Origin of the sequence: Xanthomonas sp. BRIP62411 (assembly GCF_003993525.1) — a bacterium.
GTDB lineage: Bacteria > Pseudomonadota > Gammaproteobacteria > Xanthomonadales > Xanthomonadaceae > Xanthomonas > Xanthomonas euroxanthea.
Map to the genome: position 1 here is coordinate 122,359 of NZ_QEZI01000027.1, position 19,267 is coordinate 141,625.

The 19,267-nt window shown below is 67.3% G+C and carries 18 protein-coding genes; 10 read left to right on the plus strand and 8 right to left on the minus strand.

Features of this window, described 5'->3' with window-relative positions; genetic code table 11:
* Positions 1 to 2 precede the first annotated feature (2 nt).
* The gene (locus EO139_RS20130) at positions 3 to 878 is read right to left on the minus strand and encodes an EamA family transporter (RefSeq protein WP_164739944.1); all 876 of its coding nucleotides are present in this window, start codon (positions 876 to 878) and stop codon (positions 3 to 5) included.
* 66 nt (positions 879 to 944) lie between these two features.
* On the opposite strand from EO139_RS20130, the gene EO139_RS20135 reads away from it, so the two are divergent.
* From EO139_RS20135 to EO139_RS20160, 6 genes are all read left to right on the plus strand, one after another.
* A complete protein-coding gene (locus EO139_RS20135; protein WP_104583978.1) occupies positions 945 to 1,607 on the plus strand; it encodes an alpha/beta hydrolase in 663 nt (220 codons plus the stop codon).
* A 78-nt stretch (positions 1,608 to 1,685) separates the two neighbouring features.
* Entirely contained in the window at positions 1,686 to 2,780 is a 1,095-nt protein-coding gene (gene zapE / locus EO139_RS20140) for a cell division protein ZapE (RefSeq protein ID WP_104649585.1), read from the plus strand.
* Between the two features lie 2 nt (positions 2,781 to 2,782).
* Positions 2,783 to 3,463: a hypothetical protein gene (locus tag EO139_RS20145; RefSeq protein ID WP_241235990.1), complete on the plus strand. Its 681-nt coding sequence runs from the start codon at positions 2,783 to 2,785 to the stop codon at positions 3,461 to 3,463.
* Between the two features lie 106 nt (positions 3,464 to 3,569).
* The gene (locus EO139_RS20150) at positions 3,570 to 4,031 is read left to right on the plus strand and encodes a MarR family transcriptional regulator (protein ID WP_104583930.1); all 462 of its coding nucleotides are present in this window, start codon (positions 3,570 to 3,572) and stop codon (positions 4,029 to 4,031) included.
* A gap of 104 nt (positions 4,032 to 4,135) precedes the next feature.
* Positions 4,136 to 4,564 carry an organic hydroperoxide resistance protein gene (locus EO139_RS20155; protein ID WP_104583929.1) on the plus strand — a complete coding sequence of 143 codons (429 nt, stop codon included), beginning with the start codon at positions 4,136 to 4,138 and terminating at the stop codon, positions 4,562 to 4,564.
* 288 nt (positions 4,565 to 4,852) lie between these two features.
* A complete protein-coding gene (locus EO139_RS20160; RefSeq protein WP_126972185.1) occupies positions 4,853 to 5,554 on the plus strand; it encodes an alpha/beta fold hydrolase in 702 nt (233 codons plus the stop codon).
* A 258-nt stretch (positions 5,555 to 5,812) separates the two neighbouring features.
* Here EO139_RS20160 and EO139_RS20165 read toward each other — a convergent pair whose 3' ends face one another.
* A complete protein-coding gene (locus tag EO139_RS20165; RefSeq protein WP_126972187.1) occupies positions 5,813 to 6,679 on the minus strand; it encodes a DUF2884 family protein in 867 nt (288 codons plus the stop codon).
* 160 nt (positions 6,680 to 6,839) lie between these two features.
* On the opposite strand from EO139_RS20165, the gene EO139_RS20170 reads away from it, so the two are divergent.
* Positions 6,840 to 7,250, plus strand: coding sequence for a hypothetical protein (locus tag EO139_RS20170; protein ID WP_164739289.1), 411 nt, complete (start codon positions 6,840 to 6,842; stop codon positions 7,248 to 7,250).
* A gap of 70 nt (positions 7,251 to 7,320) precedes the next feature.
* Here EO139_RS20170 and EO139_RS20175 read toward each other — a convergent pair whose 3' ends face one another.
* The 4 genes from EO139_RS20175 to EO139_RS20190 all read right to left on the minus strand — a co-directional run bounded on the left by EO139_RS20175 (position 7,321) and on the right by EO139_RS20190 (position 10,761).
* Complete coding sequence (locus EO139_RS20175) at positions 7,321 to 7,623, minus strand: hypothetical protein (protein WP_104583925.1); 303 nt, start codon at positions 7,621 to 7,623, stop codon at positions 7,321 to 7,323.
* Between the two features lie 146 nt (positions 7,624 to 7,769).
* Positions 7,770 to 8,573 carry a 2,5-didehydrogluconate reductase DkgB gene (dkgB, locus tag EO139_RS20180; RefSeq protein WP_126972189.1) on the minus strand — a complete coding sequence of 268 codons (804 nt, stop codon included), beginning with the start codon at positions 8,571 to 8,573 and terminating at the stop codon, positions 7,770 to 7,772.
* 69 nt (positions 8,574 to 8,642) lie between these two features.
* Complete coding sequence (locus EO139_RS20185; protein ID WP_126945230.1) at positions 8,643 to 9,671, minus strand: NADP-dependent oxidoreductase; 1,029 nt, start codon at positions 9,669 to 9,671, stop codon at positions 8,643 to 8,645.
* 118 nt (positions 9,672 to 9,789) lie between these two features.
* Positions 9,790 to 10,761 (minus strand): aldo/keto reductase, encoded by a 972-nt coding sequence (locus EO139_RS20190; protein ID WP_104583922.1) that lies wholly within the window; start codon positions 10,759 to 10,761, stop codon positions 9,790 to 9,792.
* A gap of 229 nt (positions 10,762 to 10,990) precedes the next feature.
* Here EO139_RS20190 and EO139_RS20195 point away from each other — a divergent pair, with 229 nt between their 5' ends.
* Both EO139_RS20195 and EO139_RS20200 read left to right on the plus strand, forming a co-directional pair.
* Complete coding sequence (locus EO139_RS20195; RefSeq protein ID WP_104583921.1) at positions 10,991 to 11,845, plus strand: class I SAM-dependent methyltransferase; 855 nt, start codon at positions 10,991 to 10,993, stop codon at positions 11,843 to 11,845.
* Positions 11,846 to 12,201: 356 nt separating this feature from the next.
* Positions 12,202 to 12,774, plus strand: a complete 573-nt coding sequence (locus EO139_RS20200; RefSeq protein WP_115675673.1) for a pseudouridine synthase — start codon at positions 12,202 to 12,204, stop codon at positions 12,772 to 12,774.
* Positions 12,775 to 13,175: 401 nt separating this feature from the next.
* Here EO139_RS20200 and EO139_RS20205 read toward each other — a convergent pair whose 3' ends face one another.
* Positions 13,176 to 13,607 (minus strand): hypothetical protein, encoded by a 432-nt coding sequence (locus tag EO139_RS20205; RefSeq protein WP_104583920.1) that lies wholly within the window; start codon positions 13,605 to 13,607, stop codon positions 13,176 to 13,178.
* Between the two features lie 300 nt (positions 13,608 to 13,907).
* Complete coding sequence (hrpB, locus tag EO139_RS20210) at positions 13,908 to 16,409, minus strand: ATP-dependent helicase HrpB (protein WP_126972191.1); 2,502 nt, start codon at positions 16,407 to 16,409, stop codon at positions 13,908 to 13,910.
* 182 nt (positions 16,410 to 16,591) lie between these two features.
* Between hrpB and EO139_RS20215 the strand changes: the two genes are divergently transcribed.
* Positions 16,592 to 18,709 (plus strand): methyl-accepting chemotaxis protein, encoded by a 2,118-nt coding sequence (locus tag EO139_RS20215; RefSeq protein ID WP_164739945.1) that lies wholly within the window; start codon positions 16,592 to 16,594, stop codon positions 18,707 to 18,709.
* Positions 18,710 to 19,267: the final 558 nt, after the last annotated feature.

Here is a 19,267-nt window from a genome sequence, read left to right on the forward strand (position 1 = left end):
CGTCAGCCCAACCGCATCCCCCAGGCGATCGCCGCAATTGCCGGTGCCGCCAGCAACAGCCCCACCCATCCACGGCGGCCGATGTGCTCGCCAAACCCCAGTTTGCCGACGAGCGCTCCCAGGACGACCACGCCCAGGTTCATGCTGGCGAAGACGGTGGCCGGGCTATGCGGCAGCAGCTGATGGGCGCGCACGTAACACAGGATGTTGCCGAAGTTGAGCGCGCCTAGGAGTACGCCGGCGAGCAGGTTGCGCAAGCTCAGACCTGCGACACCGCCCCGGCGGATGCCTTGCAAGCCAAGCATCAGTACCCATGCCAGGGCAAAGCACAGCGTCAATGACGTCAACGACGGCGTGCCGGCCTGTGCAATGTGCTTGAGCAGCAGGTCGATCAGGGCAAAGCCCATCCACACGCCTGCCAGCCACGGCCAGCCGATGGAGGTCGGCGTTGCATCCGCGCCGGTGTGGTGACGTGGCCGTTGCAGGATGCAGACGATGGCCAGCAGGCCCAGCCCCAGTCCGGCCAGCTTCCAGGCATTGACCGGTTCACCGAAGAGCGTGAAGGCCGCCGCCAGCGAGAGCAGGAGCGAGAGCCGTTGTGCAATGTCGGTGCGTACGATGCCGGCGGTGGCGACCGCACGTGCCAGCAGCATGAAGATCGCAGGCAGCGCCACCGCCAATGCGAACAGTGCCAGCCAGGGCGTGGTCGGCGCGCGCAGCGTGTCCAGCGACGGATGCAGGGTCAGCCACGCCAGCAGCGCGGCGGTGGCGTAGTTCCAGGTGATCGCCTGCGCAGCGTCCAGGCGATAGCGCGGCAGCAGCTTGAGGACCACCGACACCAGGACACTGCAAACGACGGCAAACAACAGAAAATGCATGGGCAACGCAACGAAGTGTGCAGGCAGGGCGATGAACGCGGCCGGCGGGGCGGCTATTATGACGGTATGTCCAATCCCTTATTCCCCACCGAATCGGCTGCGTTGACGCTGGATGGGCCGGTCGGCCCGCTGGATGTCGCGGTCGATCTGCCCGAGCCGGATGCCGCCGTGCAACCGGTCACCGCCATCGTCTGCCACCCGCTCTCCACCGAGGGCGGCAGCATGCACAACAAGGTCGTCACCATGGCGGCGCGCGCGCTGCGCGAGCTGGGGATCACCGTGGTGCGCTTCAATTTCCGCAGTGTCGGCAATTCGGCCGGTGCGTTCGACCATGGCGATGGCGAGCAGGACGACCTGCGCGCGGTCGCCGCGTGGGTGCGCAGCCAGCGCCCGGGCGACACGCTGTGGCTGGCCGGTTTCAGCTTCGGTGCCTATGTGTCGTTGCGTGCTGCCGGCTCGCTCGAGCCGCAGGTGCTGATCTCGATCGCGCCGCCGGCCGGGCGCTGGGATTTCAGCGACGTGCAGCCGCCGGCGCACTGGCTGGTGATCCAGGGCGATGCCGACGAAATCGTCGACCCGCAGGCGGTGTACGACTGGTTGGAAACCCTGGAGCAGCAGCCCGAACTGGTCCGCATGCCCGACACCAGCCATTTTTTCCACCGCAAGTTGATCGACCTGCGCGGTGCGATCCAGCATGGTGTCCGGCGCTGGTTGCCGGCCGCCGTCTGACTGCGGCAGGGCCCATGCGTATCGCCCGGCGATGCGCCGTTGAGCGGGCAAGGCAGCAGCCGGCCCGCGGAGAACACGATGAGTGAGATGACCCCGTCGCAGCGCTACGCCGCCGGCGTACAACGCGGCGACTGGCGCGCCGACCCCGCGCAGCAGGCGGCCCTGGCGGAACTGGACCGCATCCACGAGGCACTGGTGGACAGCGCGCAGGACGGCTGGCTGGACCGGCTGTCGGCGTTCTGGAAGAAGCCCGAGCCGGTGCGCGGCCTGTATTTCTGGGGTGGGGTGGGGCGCGGCAAGACCTTTCTGGTCGACCTGTTCTACGACGGCCTGCCGATCAAGCAGAAATACCGCACGCATTTCCATCGCTTCATGCGCGGGGTGCACGAGCAATTGCGCGAGCACGCCGGGCAGAGCGATCCGCTGGCCAAGATCGCGCAGCAGTGGCGGGAGAATCTGCGCGTGCTGGTGCTGGACGAATTCTTCGTCACCGACATCGGCGATGCAATGCTGCTGGCGCGCCTGCTGGAACGCCTGTTCGCCGAAGGCGTGACCCTGGTGACCACCTCCAACACCGCGCCGGAAAACCTCTACGCCAACGGCCTGCAACGCGACAGCTTCATGCCGGCGATCGGCCTGCTGCAGAAGTTCTGCGTGGAACTCTATGCCGAAGGCACCGAGGATTACCGCATGCGCGCGCTGACGCGCTCGCCGGTGTATCGCGCGCCGCTGGATGCGCAGGCCGACGCGTGGCTGCTGCAGCGCTGGGGCGAACTGAGCGGAAATTCCGAGGCGCGCAGCGGCAACATCGAAATCGAGGCACGCAAGATTGCCGTGCGTGCGCGCGGCAAGAGCATCGCCTGGTTCGATTTTGCCGCGCTGTGCGAGGGCCCGCGCGGCCCGGGCGACTATATCGAGATCGCGCGTGAGTTCACCACCGTGTTGCTGGGCGGCATCCCGCACTTCGACCGCATGAACGAGGACGCCGCGCGCCGCTTCGTCAATCTGATCGACGAGTTGTACGACCGCCATGTCAACCTGGTCTGCACCGCCCAGGACGCCCCGCCGGCGTTGTACAGCGGCCAGCGCCTGGCCGGCGCATTCGAGCGCACTGCCTCGCGCCTGATCGAGATGCAGAGCGCCGACTATCTGGCCACCGCGCATCGCGCATAGGCATGCAGGCGCGTCCCGGCCCCGGACTCCACAAGATCGTCGTTGCCGACGAAGACCGCGGCCTGGGCCAGTTCGGCGGCGGTGCCTGGTTGCACGATGCCGCGCAATGGCCAACGGATCCAGCGACCGGACAGCCGATGCTGCCCATCGTCATGCTTACCGGGTCGTTCCTGCCCACGCCGTATCTGCCCGAGGAGATGGCGCTGACCGTCTTCGCCTCAATCGAACGACCTGGCGGCGGTCACAGCCGATCGTCGCTCCGCAGGCTCACCGTCAATCAGCAAGGTGAATGCGACAAGCTCGCACTGGGCCACAGCAAGGTGCTGCTGCATCGACGTGCCGCGCAGGAGGTGTGCGTCGGTGACGGTGCGTTGTTGCTGGGGCGTCATTGGATCGGTCTGCAGCCATTCAATGACGACGACATGGCCGAAGAACTGGAAGACGACGACAACGGCGCAGGGATGAGCAAGCAACTTGGGCGACCGTGTTGGGTGCACGATCCCATCCATACGAGCCCGCGCTACTACTTCCTTGCCCAGTTTGTAGAGTCGCAATTACGCCGCGTCGATCCCGGCTACGCCGGCCTGTTCGGTGATGGCACCGGTTATCTGTTTGCAGACCAGCGTGCCAGGAAGCTGGGCGACGGCGCTGGGGCGGGGCATTTCTTCATCCAGTTCACCTGAGCCGTGGCTCAAGGTGGTGGCGCGGCAGTGGCGCAGCCGCTTACCCGCGACAACGGCACGCCGGAAATCGCTTGCTATTAAATAGCGTGCGATGTAGATTGTAGGCATGGACACCGCCACAGCCCCCACCGCCCGGACCGACGCGCTGCTACAGCTCGACAACCAGCTGTGCTTTGCGCTGTATTCGGCCAACCTGGCGATGCACAAGCTCTACCGCGGGCTGCTCAAGACGCTGGACCTGACCTATCCGCAATATCTGGTGCTGCTGGTGCTGTGGGAAACCGACGGCCGCAGCGTGTCGGAGATCGGCGAGCGCCTGTTCCTGGACTCGGCCACGCTGACCCCGCTGCTCAAGCGGCTGCAGGCCGCCGGACTGGTCACCCGCACGCGCGCTGCCAGCGACGAGCGTCAGGTGATCATCGCGCTGACCGATAGCGGCCGCGCGCTGCGCGCCAAGGCCGGCGCAGTACCCGAGCAGGTCTTCTGTGCCTCGGCGTGCTCCCTGGAGGAACTGCGCCACCTCAAGCAGCAGCTGGAGACATTACGCTCCAACCTCGGCGCGGGGTAAGGCGAGCCAGCAGTGCCTATGTATCATGCAACATGTCGCACACGATTCAATCGCCAACTATTCATTCACATCACGCGCTGACAGCGCTCACCTGGAGAACCACCATGGCTGTACTTGAAAAAGTCCTCTACACCGCCCACGCCACTGCCACCGGTGGCCGCGAAGGCCGCGCCGTGTCTTCCGACAAGGCCCTGGACGCCAAGCTGTCCACCCCGCGCGAGCTTGGCGGTGCCGGCGGCGATGGCACCAACCCGGAGCAGCTGTTTGCTGCCGGCTACGCTGCCTGCTTCATCGGCGCGATGAAGGCTGTCGCGGCCCAGGACAAGCTCAAGCTGCCGGGCGAAGTGAGCATCGACAGCAGCGTCGGCATCGGCCAGATTCCGGGCGGCTTCGGCATTGCCGTGGAACTGCGCATCGCAGTGCCGGGCATGGATCAGGCCGAACTGCAGGCGCTGGTCGACAAGGCTCACCAGGTCTGCCCGTACTCCAACGCGACCCGCGGCAACATCGACGTCACCCTGACCCTGGCCTGATCCACGCCAGCATCGCCACCCGCGCCATGGGGTGGCGCCAGAAACGGCCCGGCGCATGCGTCGGGCCGTTTTGTTGCAGCAGCGCGGCGCCGCTGCGCAGAACCACCGGCGACCGGCGACCGGCGACCGGCGACAGCGCAACCTGGCACGCCCGCGGGACGACACGCCATAGCAGGCGATGCGACGCGCGTCCGGGGACTTTTGCAGGCTGGCGATGTGCATCGCTGCGCGGCACACTGTGGCGATGACAGTGCCTGTTTCTGCGCCCTCGATCGGACGCTGCTGCGCATGAGCGCGACGCGTCCCACCTTGTTACTGCTTCCCGGTCTGCTCAACGATGCGCAGTTGTGGCACGCCCAGCGCGCGGCACTGGCCGACGTTGCCGACTGCGTGGTCGGCGACCTCACCCAGGGCGAGAGCATGCGCGCGCTGGCAACGCAGCTGCTGGCGCAGATGCCGCCGCGCTTTGCATTGGCGGGGTTTTCGCTGGGTGGCTATGTCGCGCAGGAAATCCTGCGTATCGCCCCTGAGCGCGTCGAGCGGCTGGCGTTGCTGGATACCTCTGCACGTGCCGACTCGCCCGAGCGCGCGGCACAACGGCGCGCACAGGAAGCGAGCGTGCGTGGCGCCAGTGCCTTCCACGGATTCGGCGAGCGGCTGCTGCGGCACTATGTGCACCCCTCGCGCTGGCACGACGAGGCCTTGCTGGAACGGGTGCGTGGCATGACCCAGCGTCTGGGCGTGGAGGTATTCCTGCGGCAGAACCGGCTGGAGCGGGAGGACGGCCGCGCACTGCTGCGCGCCTATGCCGGCCCGCTGCTGGTGCTGTGCGGTCAGGACGATGCGATCACTCCGCCTGCATTGCACGAGGAAATGGCCGCACTGGCAGCACACGCGCGGCTGGTAAAGGTGCCTGCCTGCGGGCATCTGTCGCCACTGGAGCAGCCGCAGGCGGTATCGGATGCGCTGCGCCACTGGTTGCTCACCTGACGCTGCGGCAGCCGAGCTGACGCAACCACGCCTGTGGCCGTGCGACCGCCCTGCGGCAGATGGCGTCAACCAGCGCGGACTGAGCCAGCTCCAGACCAGCGGTTCTGGCAAGACCATCAACGCGCCGTTGGCTGATACGTGATGCATGCACGCATCATGGCATGCGCACTCACCGCAACCGGACAGCCGATACGAGCCAGTGTGCTGCGAGAACCGATTTGCAGGTACGCCCATGCCGCCTGCACTGCATCGCCGCTGTCAGTGCGCCGCCGTCACCACGACGCTGTTGGACGCCGGTAGATCGGATTGGTCGTTCTGCCGGTGCGTGTCGAGTTCCAGCATCTGCAGCCGCTCGCCCCGGAAGCGATATTCCAGCGCCTGCTGCAGCCCATACAGTGCCTGCGCCTGCGTGCACAGCGTCCGTGCCTGCGCTTCCAGCGCCTGACTGCGTGCCTGCATCTGCTGCTCCATGCGTGCGTCCAGTTGTTCGCCGCGCTGCTCCAGCTGCGCAGTGCGTCCGGTCATCACCGTCCACATGACGCTGCGGGTCAGGCTACCGGCCAGGTCGTCGGCAGCGCGTTCGACACTGGCTTCGAACCGTTCGTCGAACAGTGCCTGTTCCCAGCGCCCACGCCCCAGCGTGGCATCGACCTGCGCAAGCGCGGTGCCGCGCAGGCGCTCGACCTTGCGCTCCTGGCGCGTACTGTCGGTGAGCATCTGCACCACCCCGGCCAGTGCGTCGAAGCTGATGTCGACCACCGAGCGGGCAATGGCGGTCACGGCCGGCATCAAGGCGCGGGCACCTTGCTCGAGGTCGCGCAGGCGTTGCGCATCGGCAGCGCTGACCGGTTGTGGCTGGCGGTCGATGTTGAGCTCGCCACCGTGGAAGAAAATCTCGCGCGGTATGCCTTGCTTGCGACGCAGCCAGATGCCGCCGCTGTCGGCCAGCACGTCGTAGGAGGTACTGACATCGCACTGCTCGGCGGACACCTGCGGCATGGCGTCTGTGGCCTGTGCGCTACAGGCCGCCAGCAGCAGGAGCGGGGCCAGGACGGTGGGCAAGCGCATGACGATGCCTGGGAGCGGGGATGCGGCAGCATGGCGCGCGGCTGCGCGCCTTGCCATGGGCAGGAAGTCAGGGTGCCGCGGCGGCGGCCGGGGCCGATGGCGCACCGCGTGAGCGGGGTCGAGCATCGGCGCGCCCACATCTTTCAAACGTTTGGCTCACTCGATACTCACGGTGTATGGTGTGAATTATGTTGCACAGCAGCATCGGAGCTCAGCAATGCGCGACTCACGCATCGACAAGGTTGATCTGGCACTCACCGAGATTGCCAAGGACCCATCGGAGAAGGTGGCGCTCTGGCAGTGGGCGTGCCGCGAGATGCTGCACGAGACGCTGATCGGCATGCACCAGCTCTCGCACCTGGCCGGCATTTCCCAGCAGGTTGCCAACGACTGGCGCGCACCGGTGGACGTGATTGCACCGGAAAAGCCGTACCTGGCCGCTTCCGCACTGGCCGACCGCCGTCTGCCGCAGGTGCTCGATGGCCTGGGCAATACCCACGACGACAACGCCCGCGCCACGCTGTGGCGGCTGCGCTATGCCAGCCTGATCGCCGCCACGCTGCAGGGCATGCAGGCACTGGCCGACAAGCACCGCATCGATCGCCAGGCGATGGCGCTGGGGCAGTGAGCTGAAACGCTGCGCGGCCGCACGGGCTGCGCAGTGGTCGCAGTGGTCACGTTAGGTCAGGACGCTCGCTTCAATGCCGGACCGCGGCTTCTTCCAGATGGCGCCAGGCATGTCGCACGATCCAGCGCGCCTGGTCCCAGGGCACCGACAGCATCGGTCGATAGTGGTAATAGCCGTCCTGCAGCACGCGGTACAGCTGCGCTTCGGTCGCGCGCGGATAGGCCAGATAGATGTCGTAGCCGAGCGTCAGTAACCGGGCGTAATCGGCAAAGGCGTAGCCACCCAGATGGCCTTCGGCGTGGACATTGCGCCAGTAGGCGATCTCTGTATCGAGATTGACGGTGCGGCGGGTCAAGACGGATGCGCTGTGCATGGGTAGGACTCGGTTGCCGAGGCTACCCCCCTGTGCCTGGCACCGTAGCAGCGCCTGCCGTGTGCAACCAGCACGCGACGACGAGCGGTCGCCGCGGTGGCGGTGCCACGGACCGGACAGCGCCGATCCGTGGCACCGCCGGGACCTCAATCCCAGTCGGGTGCGATGGCCTTCGGATTGGCCAGGCGCTGGCCGCGGTCCAGGGCGGCGATCTCGGTCATGTCCTGCTCGCTCAACCGCAGCGTTTGCGCCTTGAGATTGCTTTCGAGATTGTCGCGCTTGGTCGAGGACGGAATCACCGAATACCCCTGCTGCAAGGCCCAGGCCAGCGTGACCTGCGCCGCAGTGGCGTCATGGCGCGCAGCGATTGCCTGGATCACCGGATCCTTCAGCACCTCGCCCACGGCCAGCGTCATGTACGAGGTGACATGGATGCCCTGCTCGCGCAAGAACGCGATCAGGGTGCGGTTCTGCAGGTAGGGATGCACTTCGATCTGATTGGTGGCGATGGCATCGGCGCCCAGGATCTCGATGGCCTGCCTGATCAGCGCGATGGTGAAGTTGGACACACCGATCGCACGGGTCAGGCCCTGCTGCCGAGCCTCGTTCAAGGCTTCCAGATACTCGCGCATCGGCACCTGATCCTTCGGCGAAGGCCAGTGGATCAGGGTCAGGTCGACATGGTCGGTGCCCAGTTTGCGCAGGCTGTCCTGCAGGCTGGGCAGCAAGGCGCTGCGTTCGAACTTGTCGACCCAGATCTTGGTGGTCAGGTACAGCTGGTCGCGCGGCAGCCCGGAGGCGGCGATGGCCTGGCCGACCTGCTCTTCGTTGTCGTAGATCTGCGCGGTATCGATGGCGCGGTAGCCCAACGCCAGTGCGTTGCGCACCGAGTCGATGACGACCTGGTCCTTGAGGCGAAAGGTACCGAGGCCGAATGCGGGGACTGTCATTGTGTTCCTTTGGTAATCGGGAATGGGGAATCGTAAAAGCGGGGAACGTATCTGGCGCTGCGAGTCGAGCTAGTCGAGGGCAACGACGGCCTTGCCGAAGTTCTCGCCGCGCAGCAGGCTGATCAGGCCCTGCGGGGCGCTGTCCAGGCCGTGCAGGACGTGTTCGCGGTACTGGATCTGGCCCTCGCGCAGCCACTGGCCCATCTCGCGCAGGAAGGCGGGCATCAGGCGGATGAAATCGTGCTGGATGAAGCCGCGCACGGTCAGCCGCTTGCGCAGCACCTGGCCCATGAACTCCGGCAGGCGATCCGGCCCCGGCGAGGCCTGGCCGCGGCTGTTGTAGGTGGCGATCACGCCGCAGACCGGGATGCGCGCGAAGTCGTTCAATTGCGGCAGTACCGCGTCGAAGACCTTGCCGCCGACATTCTCGAAGTAGACGTCGATCCCGTCCGGGGTGGCCGCGCGCAGCTGCTCGGCGAAGTCGTCGGCGCGGTGGTCCAGTGCCACGTCCACGCGCAGCACCTCGCGCAGGTACCGCACCTTTTCCTCGCCACCGGCAATGGCCACCACGCGCAGGCCCTGCAGGCGCGCCAGCTGGGCCACGGTGGCGCCGACCGGCCCGCTGGCCGCCGCCACCACCAGGGTTTCGCCGGCCTGCGGCTTGCCGATTTCGTGCAGGCCGGCGTAGGCGGTGAAGCCGGGCATGCCGTATACGCCCAGCGCGGTGCTGGGCGGCAGGGCATCGTCCTTGGGTAGCTTGCGCAGCGGCGTGGTGGGCGTGAGCAGGCTATGGCTCTGCCAACCGCCGGGCAGCACCAGCAGGTCGCCGGGCTGATAGCCGGCATGGTGCGACTCGAGCACCTCGCCGACGGTGCCGCCTTCCATCACTGCGTCAATCTCCACCGGTGCGGCGTAGGACGGGCCGTCGTCCATGCGTCCGCGCATGTACGGGTCCAGCGACAGGAAGCGGTTGCGCACCAGGATCTGTTCGTGCCCGGTGGGCGGCAGGGCAACCTCTTCAATGCGGAAATTGTCGGCGCTCGGCTCGCCGTGCGGGCGCGAAGCCAGCACGATGCGGCGGTTGGTGATCGATGTCATGGGGATTCCTTGCGGAAAGGGCCGCGCGTACGCGGCCGGAAGGCACAGCCGCGCTGGCGGCTGCAAGCGGGAGACGTGTGTCCGTCGCTGCGATGCGCGCGTGCTGCAAACCGATGCGTCAGGCCGCGTCGGCCGGCTCGGGGGCGCTTGCGGCATCGAGCTGTGCGATCTGATCGGCGCTCAGCGACAGCTGTGCAGCGGCCAGCACATCGTGCAACTGGGTCACGCTGGTGGCACTGACGATCGGTGCGGTCAGGCCCGGACGCGCGATCAGCCAGGCCAGTGCGATCTGGGCCGGCGTCGCAGTGTGGGTGGCCGCCAGATCGTCCAGCGCCTGCAGGATGCGCAGGCCGCGCGGATTGACGTATTGCTTGACCACCGAGGCGCCACGCGCGCTGCTCTTGCCGGCGTCGTCGGCGCTGCGGTACTTGCCGGTCAGAAAGCCGCTGGCCAGCGAGTAGTAGCTGATCACGCCGAGTTCGCGTTCGCGCACCAGCGGCTCCAGCTCGGCTTCATAGCCGGCGCGGTCGTAGAGGTTGTATTCCGGTTGCAGGCTTTCGTAACGCGGCAGCTTGTACTGCTCGGAAACATCCAGGGCGTCGCGCAGGCGGGCGGCGCTGTAGTTGGACGCGCCGATCGCGCGCACCTTGCCCTGTTCGATCAAGCGGCCGAACGCGGCCAGCGTGGCTTCCAGCGGAATCGATGCGTCGTCTTCGTGCGCCTGGTACAGATCGATCACATCGGTCTGCAGACGGCGCAGCGAATCGTCCACGGCAGCGGCGATATTCTCCGGCGACAGGCCCGGATGCTCGCTCCACTTGGCCACCTTGGTGGCGATCAATACCTTGTCGCGTTTGCCGCTGCGTGCGAGCCAGCGCCCGATGATGGTTTCCGACTCGCCACCGCGGTTGCCCGGCACCCAGCCGGAGTACGCATCGGCGGTGTCGACCAGATTGAAACCGGCATCGACGAAGGCATCGAGCAACGCAAACGAGGTCGCCTCGTCGGCGCTCCAGCCAAACACATTGCCACCGAACACGATCGGTTGAACCTGCAGGCCGGAGCGGCCTAACGCGCGGGAATGGGTCATCACGGATGCTCCTGATTCGAACTGCCGACAGCATAGTCATGCGTGTCGATGTTGCGTGTGACACCTGCGTGGATTCTGCGTTCCGCCGATCGCCCTCATCGACTCACATCATTTGAACATGTCGCTTCCCGCTGGTGCGGCGCGTCATGCGGCGCCTTGATCCATGCACATGGCAGGCTTCCGGCCGCATGCTAGGCTCGCGCTACTTTTTCCCGTAAAGGGCGCTGCGATGATCCGCAACAAGCTGGTGTGTGCATGTGTGGTGGGGATGGCAGTGGCGATGAGCGCGCCACTGGCAATGGCAATGAAACCGGCCGATAGCGCCAGCCTGCCGGCGCCCGACGCGGCGCTGCAGAAAGCCATCGACGGCAACTGGCGCGATCGTGTCTACGTGCAGCGCGATGTCTATCGTCATCCGGGCCAGACGCTGGCGTTCTTCGGCATCAAGCCGACCCAGACCGTCATCGAAATCACGCCGGGCGGCGGCTGGTACTCGGAAATCCTGGCGCCGTACCTGCGCGACAAGGGCAAGTACGTGGCGGCAGTGGTCGACCCGGCGGCGGTGCCGGAAGGCCGTGGCCGCGATTCCGCACAGCGCGGGCGCGACGAGCTGGAGAAGAAGTTTGCCGCCAAGCCGCAGGTGTACGGCAAGCCGTCGTTCGTCTCTTATGTGCCCAAGACGCCCTCGTTCGGCGTGGACAATTCGGCCGATCTGGTGCTGACCTTCCGCAACGTGCACAACTGGCGCATGGCCGGCAATGCCGAGGCGATGTTTGCCGGCTTCTACAAGGTGCTCAAGCCCGGCGGTGTGCTTGGCGTGGTCGAGCACCGAGCCAAGGCCGACGTGCCGGCCGACGACAAGAGCGGCTATGTCGGCCAGGCGCAGTTGATTGCGATGGCAGAAGCGGCCGGGTTCAAGCTGGCCGGCAAGAGCGAGGTCAATGCCAATCCGCGCGACACCAAGGACTATCCCGCTGGCGTGTGGACCTTGCCGCCAAGCAACAGCCACGACAAGGCCGACGATGCCAAGTACAAGGCGATCGGCGAGAGCGACCGCATGACCCTGAAGTTCGTCAAGCAGTGAGGCTTTGCCTGCATGCCGACGCATTGCGCGTCGGCGTGCAGGTCTCTGGCGGTCCGTCGTGGTGCGTCGCTGCTGGAATGACGTGCGCCATGCGATGACGGCGCTACCAGGCGCACAGCCATACAGATAGCGCGGCCAGCGCCGTGACGGCCAGCCAGGCCGACGCTGCGGTGGTCGCCCGCAGCAGGCCAATGCTGCAGCAGCGCCCGCGTCGCGATGCTTGCTGCGTCAGCGTTCATCGCCGTTGCAGGCAGGTGCAGCGCCTCGGCGTCGCGCGCGGCGCGATTTCTTCAACCCGGTGCACGACCCACGCGCCACGCGCGTGGCATGCAACGCTCTTGCGCAACAGGACTGGCATGTTGGTGTTGTTGAACAAACCCTATGGCGTGCTGTCGCAATTCAGCGACCGCTCGCAGCCGCCCAAACGCACGCTGGCCGAATTCGGCCTGCCGGGCGATGTGTACGCGGCGGGCCGTCTGGACCACGACAGCGAAGGCTTGTTGTTGCTGACCGACGATGGCGCATTGGCGCATCGCCTGACCGACCCGCGCCACAAGCAACCCAAGACCTATTGGGTGCAGGTGGAAGGCGACCCGGCGCCTGCGCACCTGCAGGCCTTGCGCGATGGCGTGCTGCTCAACGACGGCCCGACCCGTCCGGCCAAGGTGCGCAGGCTCGACCCGGCACCGGACCTGTGGCCCCGCGATCCGCCGGTGCGGGCCCGCAAGACCGTGCCCGATGCCTGGCTGGAACTGCAGATCACCGAAGGCCGCAATCGCCAGGTGCGGCGCATGACCGCCTCGGTCGGCCTTCCGACCCTGCGTCTGATCCGCGTGGCGATCGGCGACTGGAGACTGGATGCGCTTGCGCCCGGCCAATGGCGCGTCGAACAGCCGCATCCCGCGCGGCCGGGCAGGACGCGACGCTGAGCCTGATGCATCCGGTACCGCGGTAGCTTCACCGCACGCGACGCTGAGTTGATGCATTCAGTACACCGGTCGCTTTACTGCACCGCCCATGCAGCATTACCCGCTGGATTGGCAACGCAGGAAGGATGCGACGGTTGAGTGTGTCTGGATGGCCGATCCATTCCAACGATGCCTCGACCTGCAGTGCTTCAGGACATGCTTGCTGAGAGGGGCGCGGGTGTGGACAGGCAATGCGACCCACGTGGTCGGTGATGGTCTGGACCCGCACATGGTGTGCCGCATTCCTCGACCGCGCGAGTGGGTGTCGATGACTTAGCGAGGTGGTCGCACCGATGTCATCCGCAAACAACAACGCCACGGCGCAGGGCCGTGGCGTTGTTGTTTGTGCCTGGAAGGACGGCTTATTCGATGCCGTCGCTCGGCGTCACTGCGCCGCGGCGCTGGTAGGCCGCGCGACGTGCGCTGGCATTGCTGGCGTTTTCGCGATCCAGGCGGTGCACGTTGCCGCCGGGGAGCTGCTGGTCACGCTGGCGCTTGCGATACACGGCATAACCGATCAGGCCCAGGCCGGCGACGGCAGCAGCCACGGTGACGGCCGGGTTGCGCTTGACCGCTTTGCCAACGACCTTGCCGCCGGTCCGCACGGCACCCAGTGCTGCGCCGGTCTTCAACCATTCGCTGGCGCCCGGGCCGAAATGACGCAGGCTGCTGCCTGCATGACGGGCCTGATCACCAGCATTGGATGCGGCGTGACGCAGGTGGTCGCCAGCATTGCCAGCCAGTTCCAGGGCACGCTCCAGGGCGCGTTCGGTGATCACAGTCAGCTTGCTCATTGGAGGCGTTTCCTTTCTGAGTACGTGGGCCGCAGTGTGTGGGCTGATGCGTATAGACCGTGTTAGCGGTGGTGGAGCTTGTTTGGCTTGCGGTTAAGTAATGCGGTGGGGCGCATTGGGCGCGGGCGTCTGAGTAGCGGTAAATGACAGAGCGATGCGCATGCGCGTCGCTTCCCTTCTCCCACCGGGAAAAGGTGCCCGAAGGGCGGATGCGGGTACGGGCGAAGCCCTCGCGTTGTTCCACCGCACGTGGCTTCGCTCGTACCCTCACCCAGTCCCTCTCCCGCGGGGAGAGGGGCCTCAAGTGCCACGTGGTTTTGCTCTATGGGTTGCAGTCGCAGTCCAAGGATCGTCGGGCCACGGATGTCTGGGATACCGCCCCTTCATCTCCTTCCTGACATCCGGATAGGTCGTGACCCAGAAGCTCTTCAGATCCTGGGTGACCTGCAACGGGCGCCCGCCGGGCGAGAGCAGATGCAGGGTCAGCGGGATGCGGCCGTCGGCAATGCGCGGGGTTTCGGCCAGACCGAACAGTTCCTGCAACTTGACCGCCAGCACCGGCGGCAACGGCTGCCCGGCGTGGTCGAGGGCATAAACGATCTGCCGCTCCATGCCCGAGGGCACGCTGATGCGGTTGGGCGCGTGGCGGTCGATCAACTGGCGGCGGTCCCACGGCAGGGCGGCCTTGAGCGCTTCGCCCAGATTGGCCTCGTCCAGCGCATCCAGGCGGGTCTTGCCGGCGAAGGCCGGGCGCAGCCAGGTGTCCAGCGTGTCCAGCAGCGCCGTATCGGACAGATCGGGCAGCGCCAGCTCGGGCATCCAGGCACGCAACGACTGCAGGCGGGCACGCCATTGGCGCAGGCCGTCGGTCCAGGGCAAGGCATCCAGGCCCAGCTGACGCACAGCCTCGGTCAGGGCGCCGGCGGCTTGCGCCGGATCGACGCGGCCGGCCGGGCGGCTGTCGAGCACGATGCGGTCGAAGCTGGATTGCCGGCGCGCGACCAGGGCGCGCTTGTCCGCATCCCATTGCACCAGGTCCTGCTGCACGAAGCGCTCTGGCACGCTGCGGCGCAGATAGCCTTCGTCCACCGGCGCGGCGCGCAGCAGCAGCGCGTCCTTGGCTTCGTAACGCAGTTCGCTGGCGACCAGCCACGGCTCGCCGCGCAGGTCGCTGTGGTCGAACAGGCGCGCGCTGCGGCCGTTGGCAAGCAGGTAGCGCAGCGGGTCGTTGGGGTGGCGCGCGGCAATGCGGTCGGGGAAGGCGCGCGAGAGCAGGTCGCCCAGTGCATGCGCCTCCACGCTGGCGGGCGGGGCGCTGTCGCAGCGCAGCCGGCGTCGCCATTGCCTGGCGGCGCTGTCGATCGCGGCCAGGCCGCCGCGGTTGGCATCGTGCGCGCTGCGGCCTTGCCGGAAGGCAGCCAGTGCGCGCCAGCGCGCGGCCAGCCCATCGCCGCCCTGACGCAGCGGGTCGCGTGCTTCCAGCAAGGCGGCCAGGTCGCAGGCCAGCGCCACGCGGGTCGCATCGCCGGCCTGCACCAGCATCGCGGCCAGGCGCGGATGGGTGCCCAGCGCGAGCATGCGCCGGCCCAGCGCGGTGATGCCGCCGCTGCCGGTGAGTGCGCCCAGTCGCTGCAGCAACTCGTGCGCGGCGGCCAGCGCGCCGGCCGGCGGTGCATCGACGAAACGCAGCGCGGCGCTGCCCCAGGCGGCGAGCTCCAGCGCCAGGCCGGCCAGTTCCACCTGGGTGATCTCCGCGCGCCGCTGCGGTTCCAGCCGTTGCGACTGCGGCCACAGCCGGTACGCCCAGCCGCTGGCCACGCGCCCCGCGCGGCCGGCGCGCTGGTCGGCCGAGGCCTGCGCAATGGTGGTGATGTCCAGCCGCGAGAAACCGCTGTTGGGGTCGTAGTGCGGCTCGCGCGCCAGCCCGCTGTCGATGACCACGCGCACGCCGGGCAGGGTCACCGAGGACTCGGCCACATTGGTTGCCAGCACCACGCGGCGGCGCCCCGACGGGTCCGGCTGCAGCACCTGGCTTTGCGCCTCGACCGACAGCTCGCCATGCAGCGGCAGCACCTGCACCGCCGGGTCCAGCACGTCCTGCAGGGCGCCGTGCACGCGTGCGATCTCGCGTTGGCCGGGCAGGAACACCAGCACATCGCCCGGATGGGCGGCCAGGGCGTGTTCCACCGCGCGCCGGGTCTGCGGCTCCAGCGCTTCGTCGCGGCGTGCGGGGAAGTGCGCGACCTCCACCGGGAAGCTGCGCCCGGCGCTGCTCAGGCGCGGCGCGTCGAGAAAGCCGGCCAGGCGCTCGCCATCGAGCGTGGCCGACATCGCCACGATGCGCAGGTCTTCGCGCACCTGCGCCTGCACGTCCAGCGCCAGCGCCAGGCCGAGGTCGCCGGCCAGATGGCGTTCGTGGAATTCGTCGAACAGCAGCGCGCCGACGTGCTCCAGCATCGGGTCGTCCTGGATCATGCGGGTCAGGATGCCCTCGGTGACGACCTCGATGCGGGTGCGCGCGGAGGTCTTGTTCTCGAAGCGGATGCGGTAGCCCACGGTCTCGCCGACCGGCTCGCCCAGCTGGCGCGCCATGAACACGGCGGCGCTGCGGGCGGCCACGCGGCGCGGTTCGAGCATCACGATCTTGCGACCGGCCAGCCACGGCGCGTCCAGCAAGGCCAGCGGCACCTGGGTGGTCTTGCCGGCGCCGGGCGGGGCTTCCAGCACCAGCCGCGGATGGGTGGCCAGGCTGTCGCACAGCTGCGGCAGCAGGGGGGAGATCGGAAAAGCAGGCTCGGTCATGCGCGGGAAGGATACGGGGCCGCCACAGATGGCGCGATGGTCGGGCGGACGGGTGAAGCCTGTCGGGGAATCCGGAAGTGCTCACCTCTTTGGGCATTCAAGGCAGATTCTGGCGCCGGGCGCTGCTTCAGATCGGTAATACACCTGTCGATAACCGGTGCAATTCCCACTCTGGATGCCCCATGTCTGTTGCCACACCGAAATTCGTCAGCCTGCAAAGCAAGCTGCTCGGCGCGCTCGCGCTGGGTCTGTCGGTCATCCTGCTGTGTGCCCTCGGTGGTTTGGGCACGGCGTGGCTGAGCCTGTCGGGCAAGGTACCGCCGGAGGTGGCGCAGGCCTCCAGCAGCGAGGAGATCACCCGCGACTTCCGCCTGCAGGTGCAGGAGTGGAAGAATGTCCTGATCCGCGGACGCGACCCGGCGCAGCTGGACAAGCACCTGGGCGCCTTCCGCGAGCAGGGCAGGAAGGTGCAGGCAGGCACCGAAGCGCTGGCCAAGGCCACCCGGGATCCGCAGGTGCGAACGCTGGCGCAGGACTTTGCCAAGGCGCATCTGGGCCTGCAGCGCCACTATGAAGCAGCGCTGGGCAGGTTTGCCGAAGCCGGTTACGACACCCAGGTCGGCGACCAGCTGGTCAAGGGCCAGGACCGCGCGCCTAGCCAGACGCTGGAAGCGCTGGTGACGCGCAGCAAGACCCTGGCCGATGCCGCGGTGCTGGCCGGTTCGCAATCGGCGCAGCACAAGCTGGTGCTGTCGGCGGTGGCCACCATCGTGGCGGCGTTGTGCCTGGTAGCGGTGCTGGGCTGGTGGATCCGTCGCTCGATCGTGCGCCCGATCGAACACGTCGCACGCGCGGCGCGCCAGGTGGCAGCCGGCGATCTGTCGGTGCGTGCGGCGGTCAGCAATCGCGATGAAATCGGTCTGCTCGGCCAGGCCATGGGCCAGGTGGTCAACACGCTCAGCGATGTCTCCACCGCGCAGGCCGACATGGCGCAGCGCCACGAAGCCGGGCAGATGAGTTACCGCATGGACGCGCAGGCCTTCCCGGGCGCGTACGGCCGCATGGTCGACGACACCAATGGCCTGATCGGCGCACAGGTCGGTCTGATCGGCGACATGCTGCAGGTGATGCAGCATTACGCCGTGGGCGACATGTCGGTGGACATGCCGCGCCTGCCGGGCGAGAAGGCGCAGATCACCGAGGCGATGGACACCACCAAGCGCAACCTGGCGGCGATCAACGGCGAAATCCGTGGCCTGGTCGACGCGGCTGCGGCCGGCGACTTCGCCACGCGCGGCAACGCTGAGGCCTACCAGTTCGAATTCCGCGCCATGGTCAGCGGCGTCAACGGTCTGATGCAGAACGTGGACCAGAACCTGGCCGAGCTGTCGCAGCTGCTCAAGGCGATTGCCGATGGCGACCTGACCGCGCGCATGCACGGCAACCAGCAAGGCGTGTTCGCGCGCATGCGCGACGATGCCAACGCCACCGTGCAGCGCCTGACCGATATCGTCGGCGACATCACCCTGGCCGCGCAGACCATCCGCACCGCCTCGGCGGAGATTGCTGCCGGCAACAACGACCTGGCGCAGCGCACCGAACAGCAGGCCGCCAACCTGGAAGAAACCGCCGCCTCGATGGAAGAACTCACCTCCACCGTGCGCCAGAACGCCGACACCGCGCAGCAGGCCAGCCGCGGCGCGCAGGCGGCCGCGGAGATCGCCGGCCGCGGCGGCGAGATGGTGGCCAGTGTGGTCGACACCATGGGCGAGATCGAGGTCTCGTCGAAGAAGATCGCCGAGATCATCAGCGTCATCGACGGCATCGCGTTCCAGACCAACATCCTGGCCTTGAACGCGGCGGTGGAAGCCGCACGGGCGGGCGAACAGGGCCGTGGTTTCGCCGTGGTCGCCTCGGAAGTGCGCGCGCTGGCGCAGCGTTCGGCCGGCGCGGCCAAGGAGATCAAGCACCTGATCGATGCCTCGGTGGACAGCGTGGAGCGGGGCAGCGCGCGCGTGGATCAGGCCGGGCAGACGATGCAGCAGATCGTGCAGTCGGTGCAGCAGGTCACCACCTTGATCGCGGAAATTTCCGCGGCATCGCGCGAGCAGTCGTCCGGCATCGAGCAGGTCGCCCGCACGGTCAACGACATGGACGAAACCACCCAGCGCAATGCCGCACTGGTGGAAGAGGCCTCCGCCGCGGCACGTGCAATGCAAGAGCAGGCGGTGGAACTGAGCGAAGCGGTAGCGGTGTTCCGTCTGGATGCACGCCGGCCGCGCCTGGCGGCTGCGGCGTGACACAGGACCACGAACAAAGGCGCCCGGCACACGCCTAGCTGCAGTCAACAGCTAGGTCAAACGCCTGGTCGGTCGAGCGTGCGGTGCCCTCACCGCTCGCGGGACACGCCGTGAATCCATCCGTGAGGCTCGGTGGCGGCATCGATGCCGCCACACGGTCCCGCAATCGACGAGGACACCGCACCAGAGCGTTGGTCGGTGGCCGGGTCAAAACCTGTTTTGCTTTGGAACGCAGAGGAGTTTGAGATCGCCTTGTTCAACGCTTGCCTGTTGCTCGGCTTCGATTGAGGGGCTCACTGGGCTCCCACAATCCGAACAACGCACGTCGTGCATTGCTTGCACCAAGCACACCGACCATCTCGACTGGTCCTTGCCTGCCCACCGTCGCGGGACCTTGAGCGGCATGGATGCCGCGCCAGAGCCTCCATGGACGGATTCACGGCGTGTCCTGCGATGGTGGGCGGGCAAGGGCCGTGCAGCCAAGCAACAGATCGACCGCTCCACGATCGATCCATCGACACTATCCAGCCACTTCGAGATACACGAAAACTGCGCTAA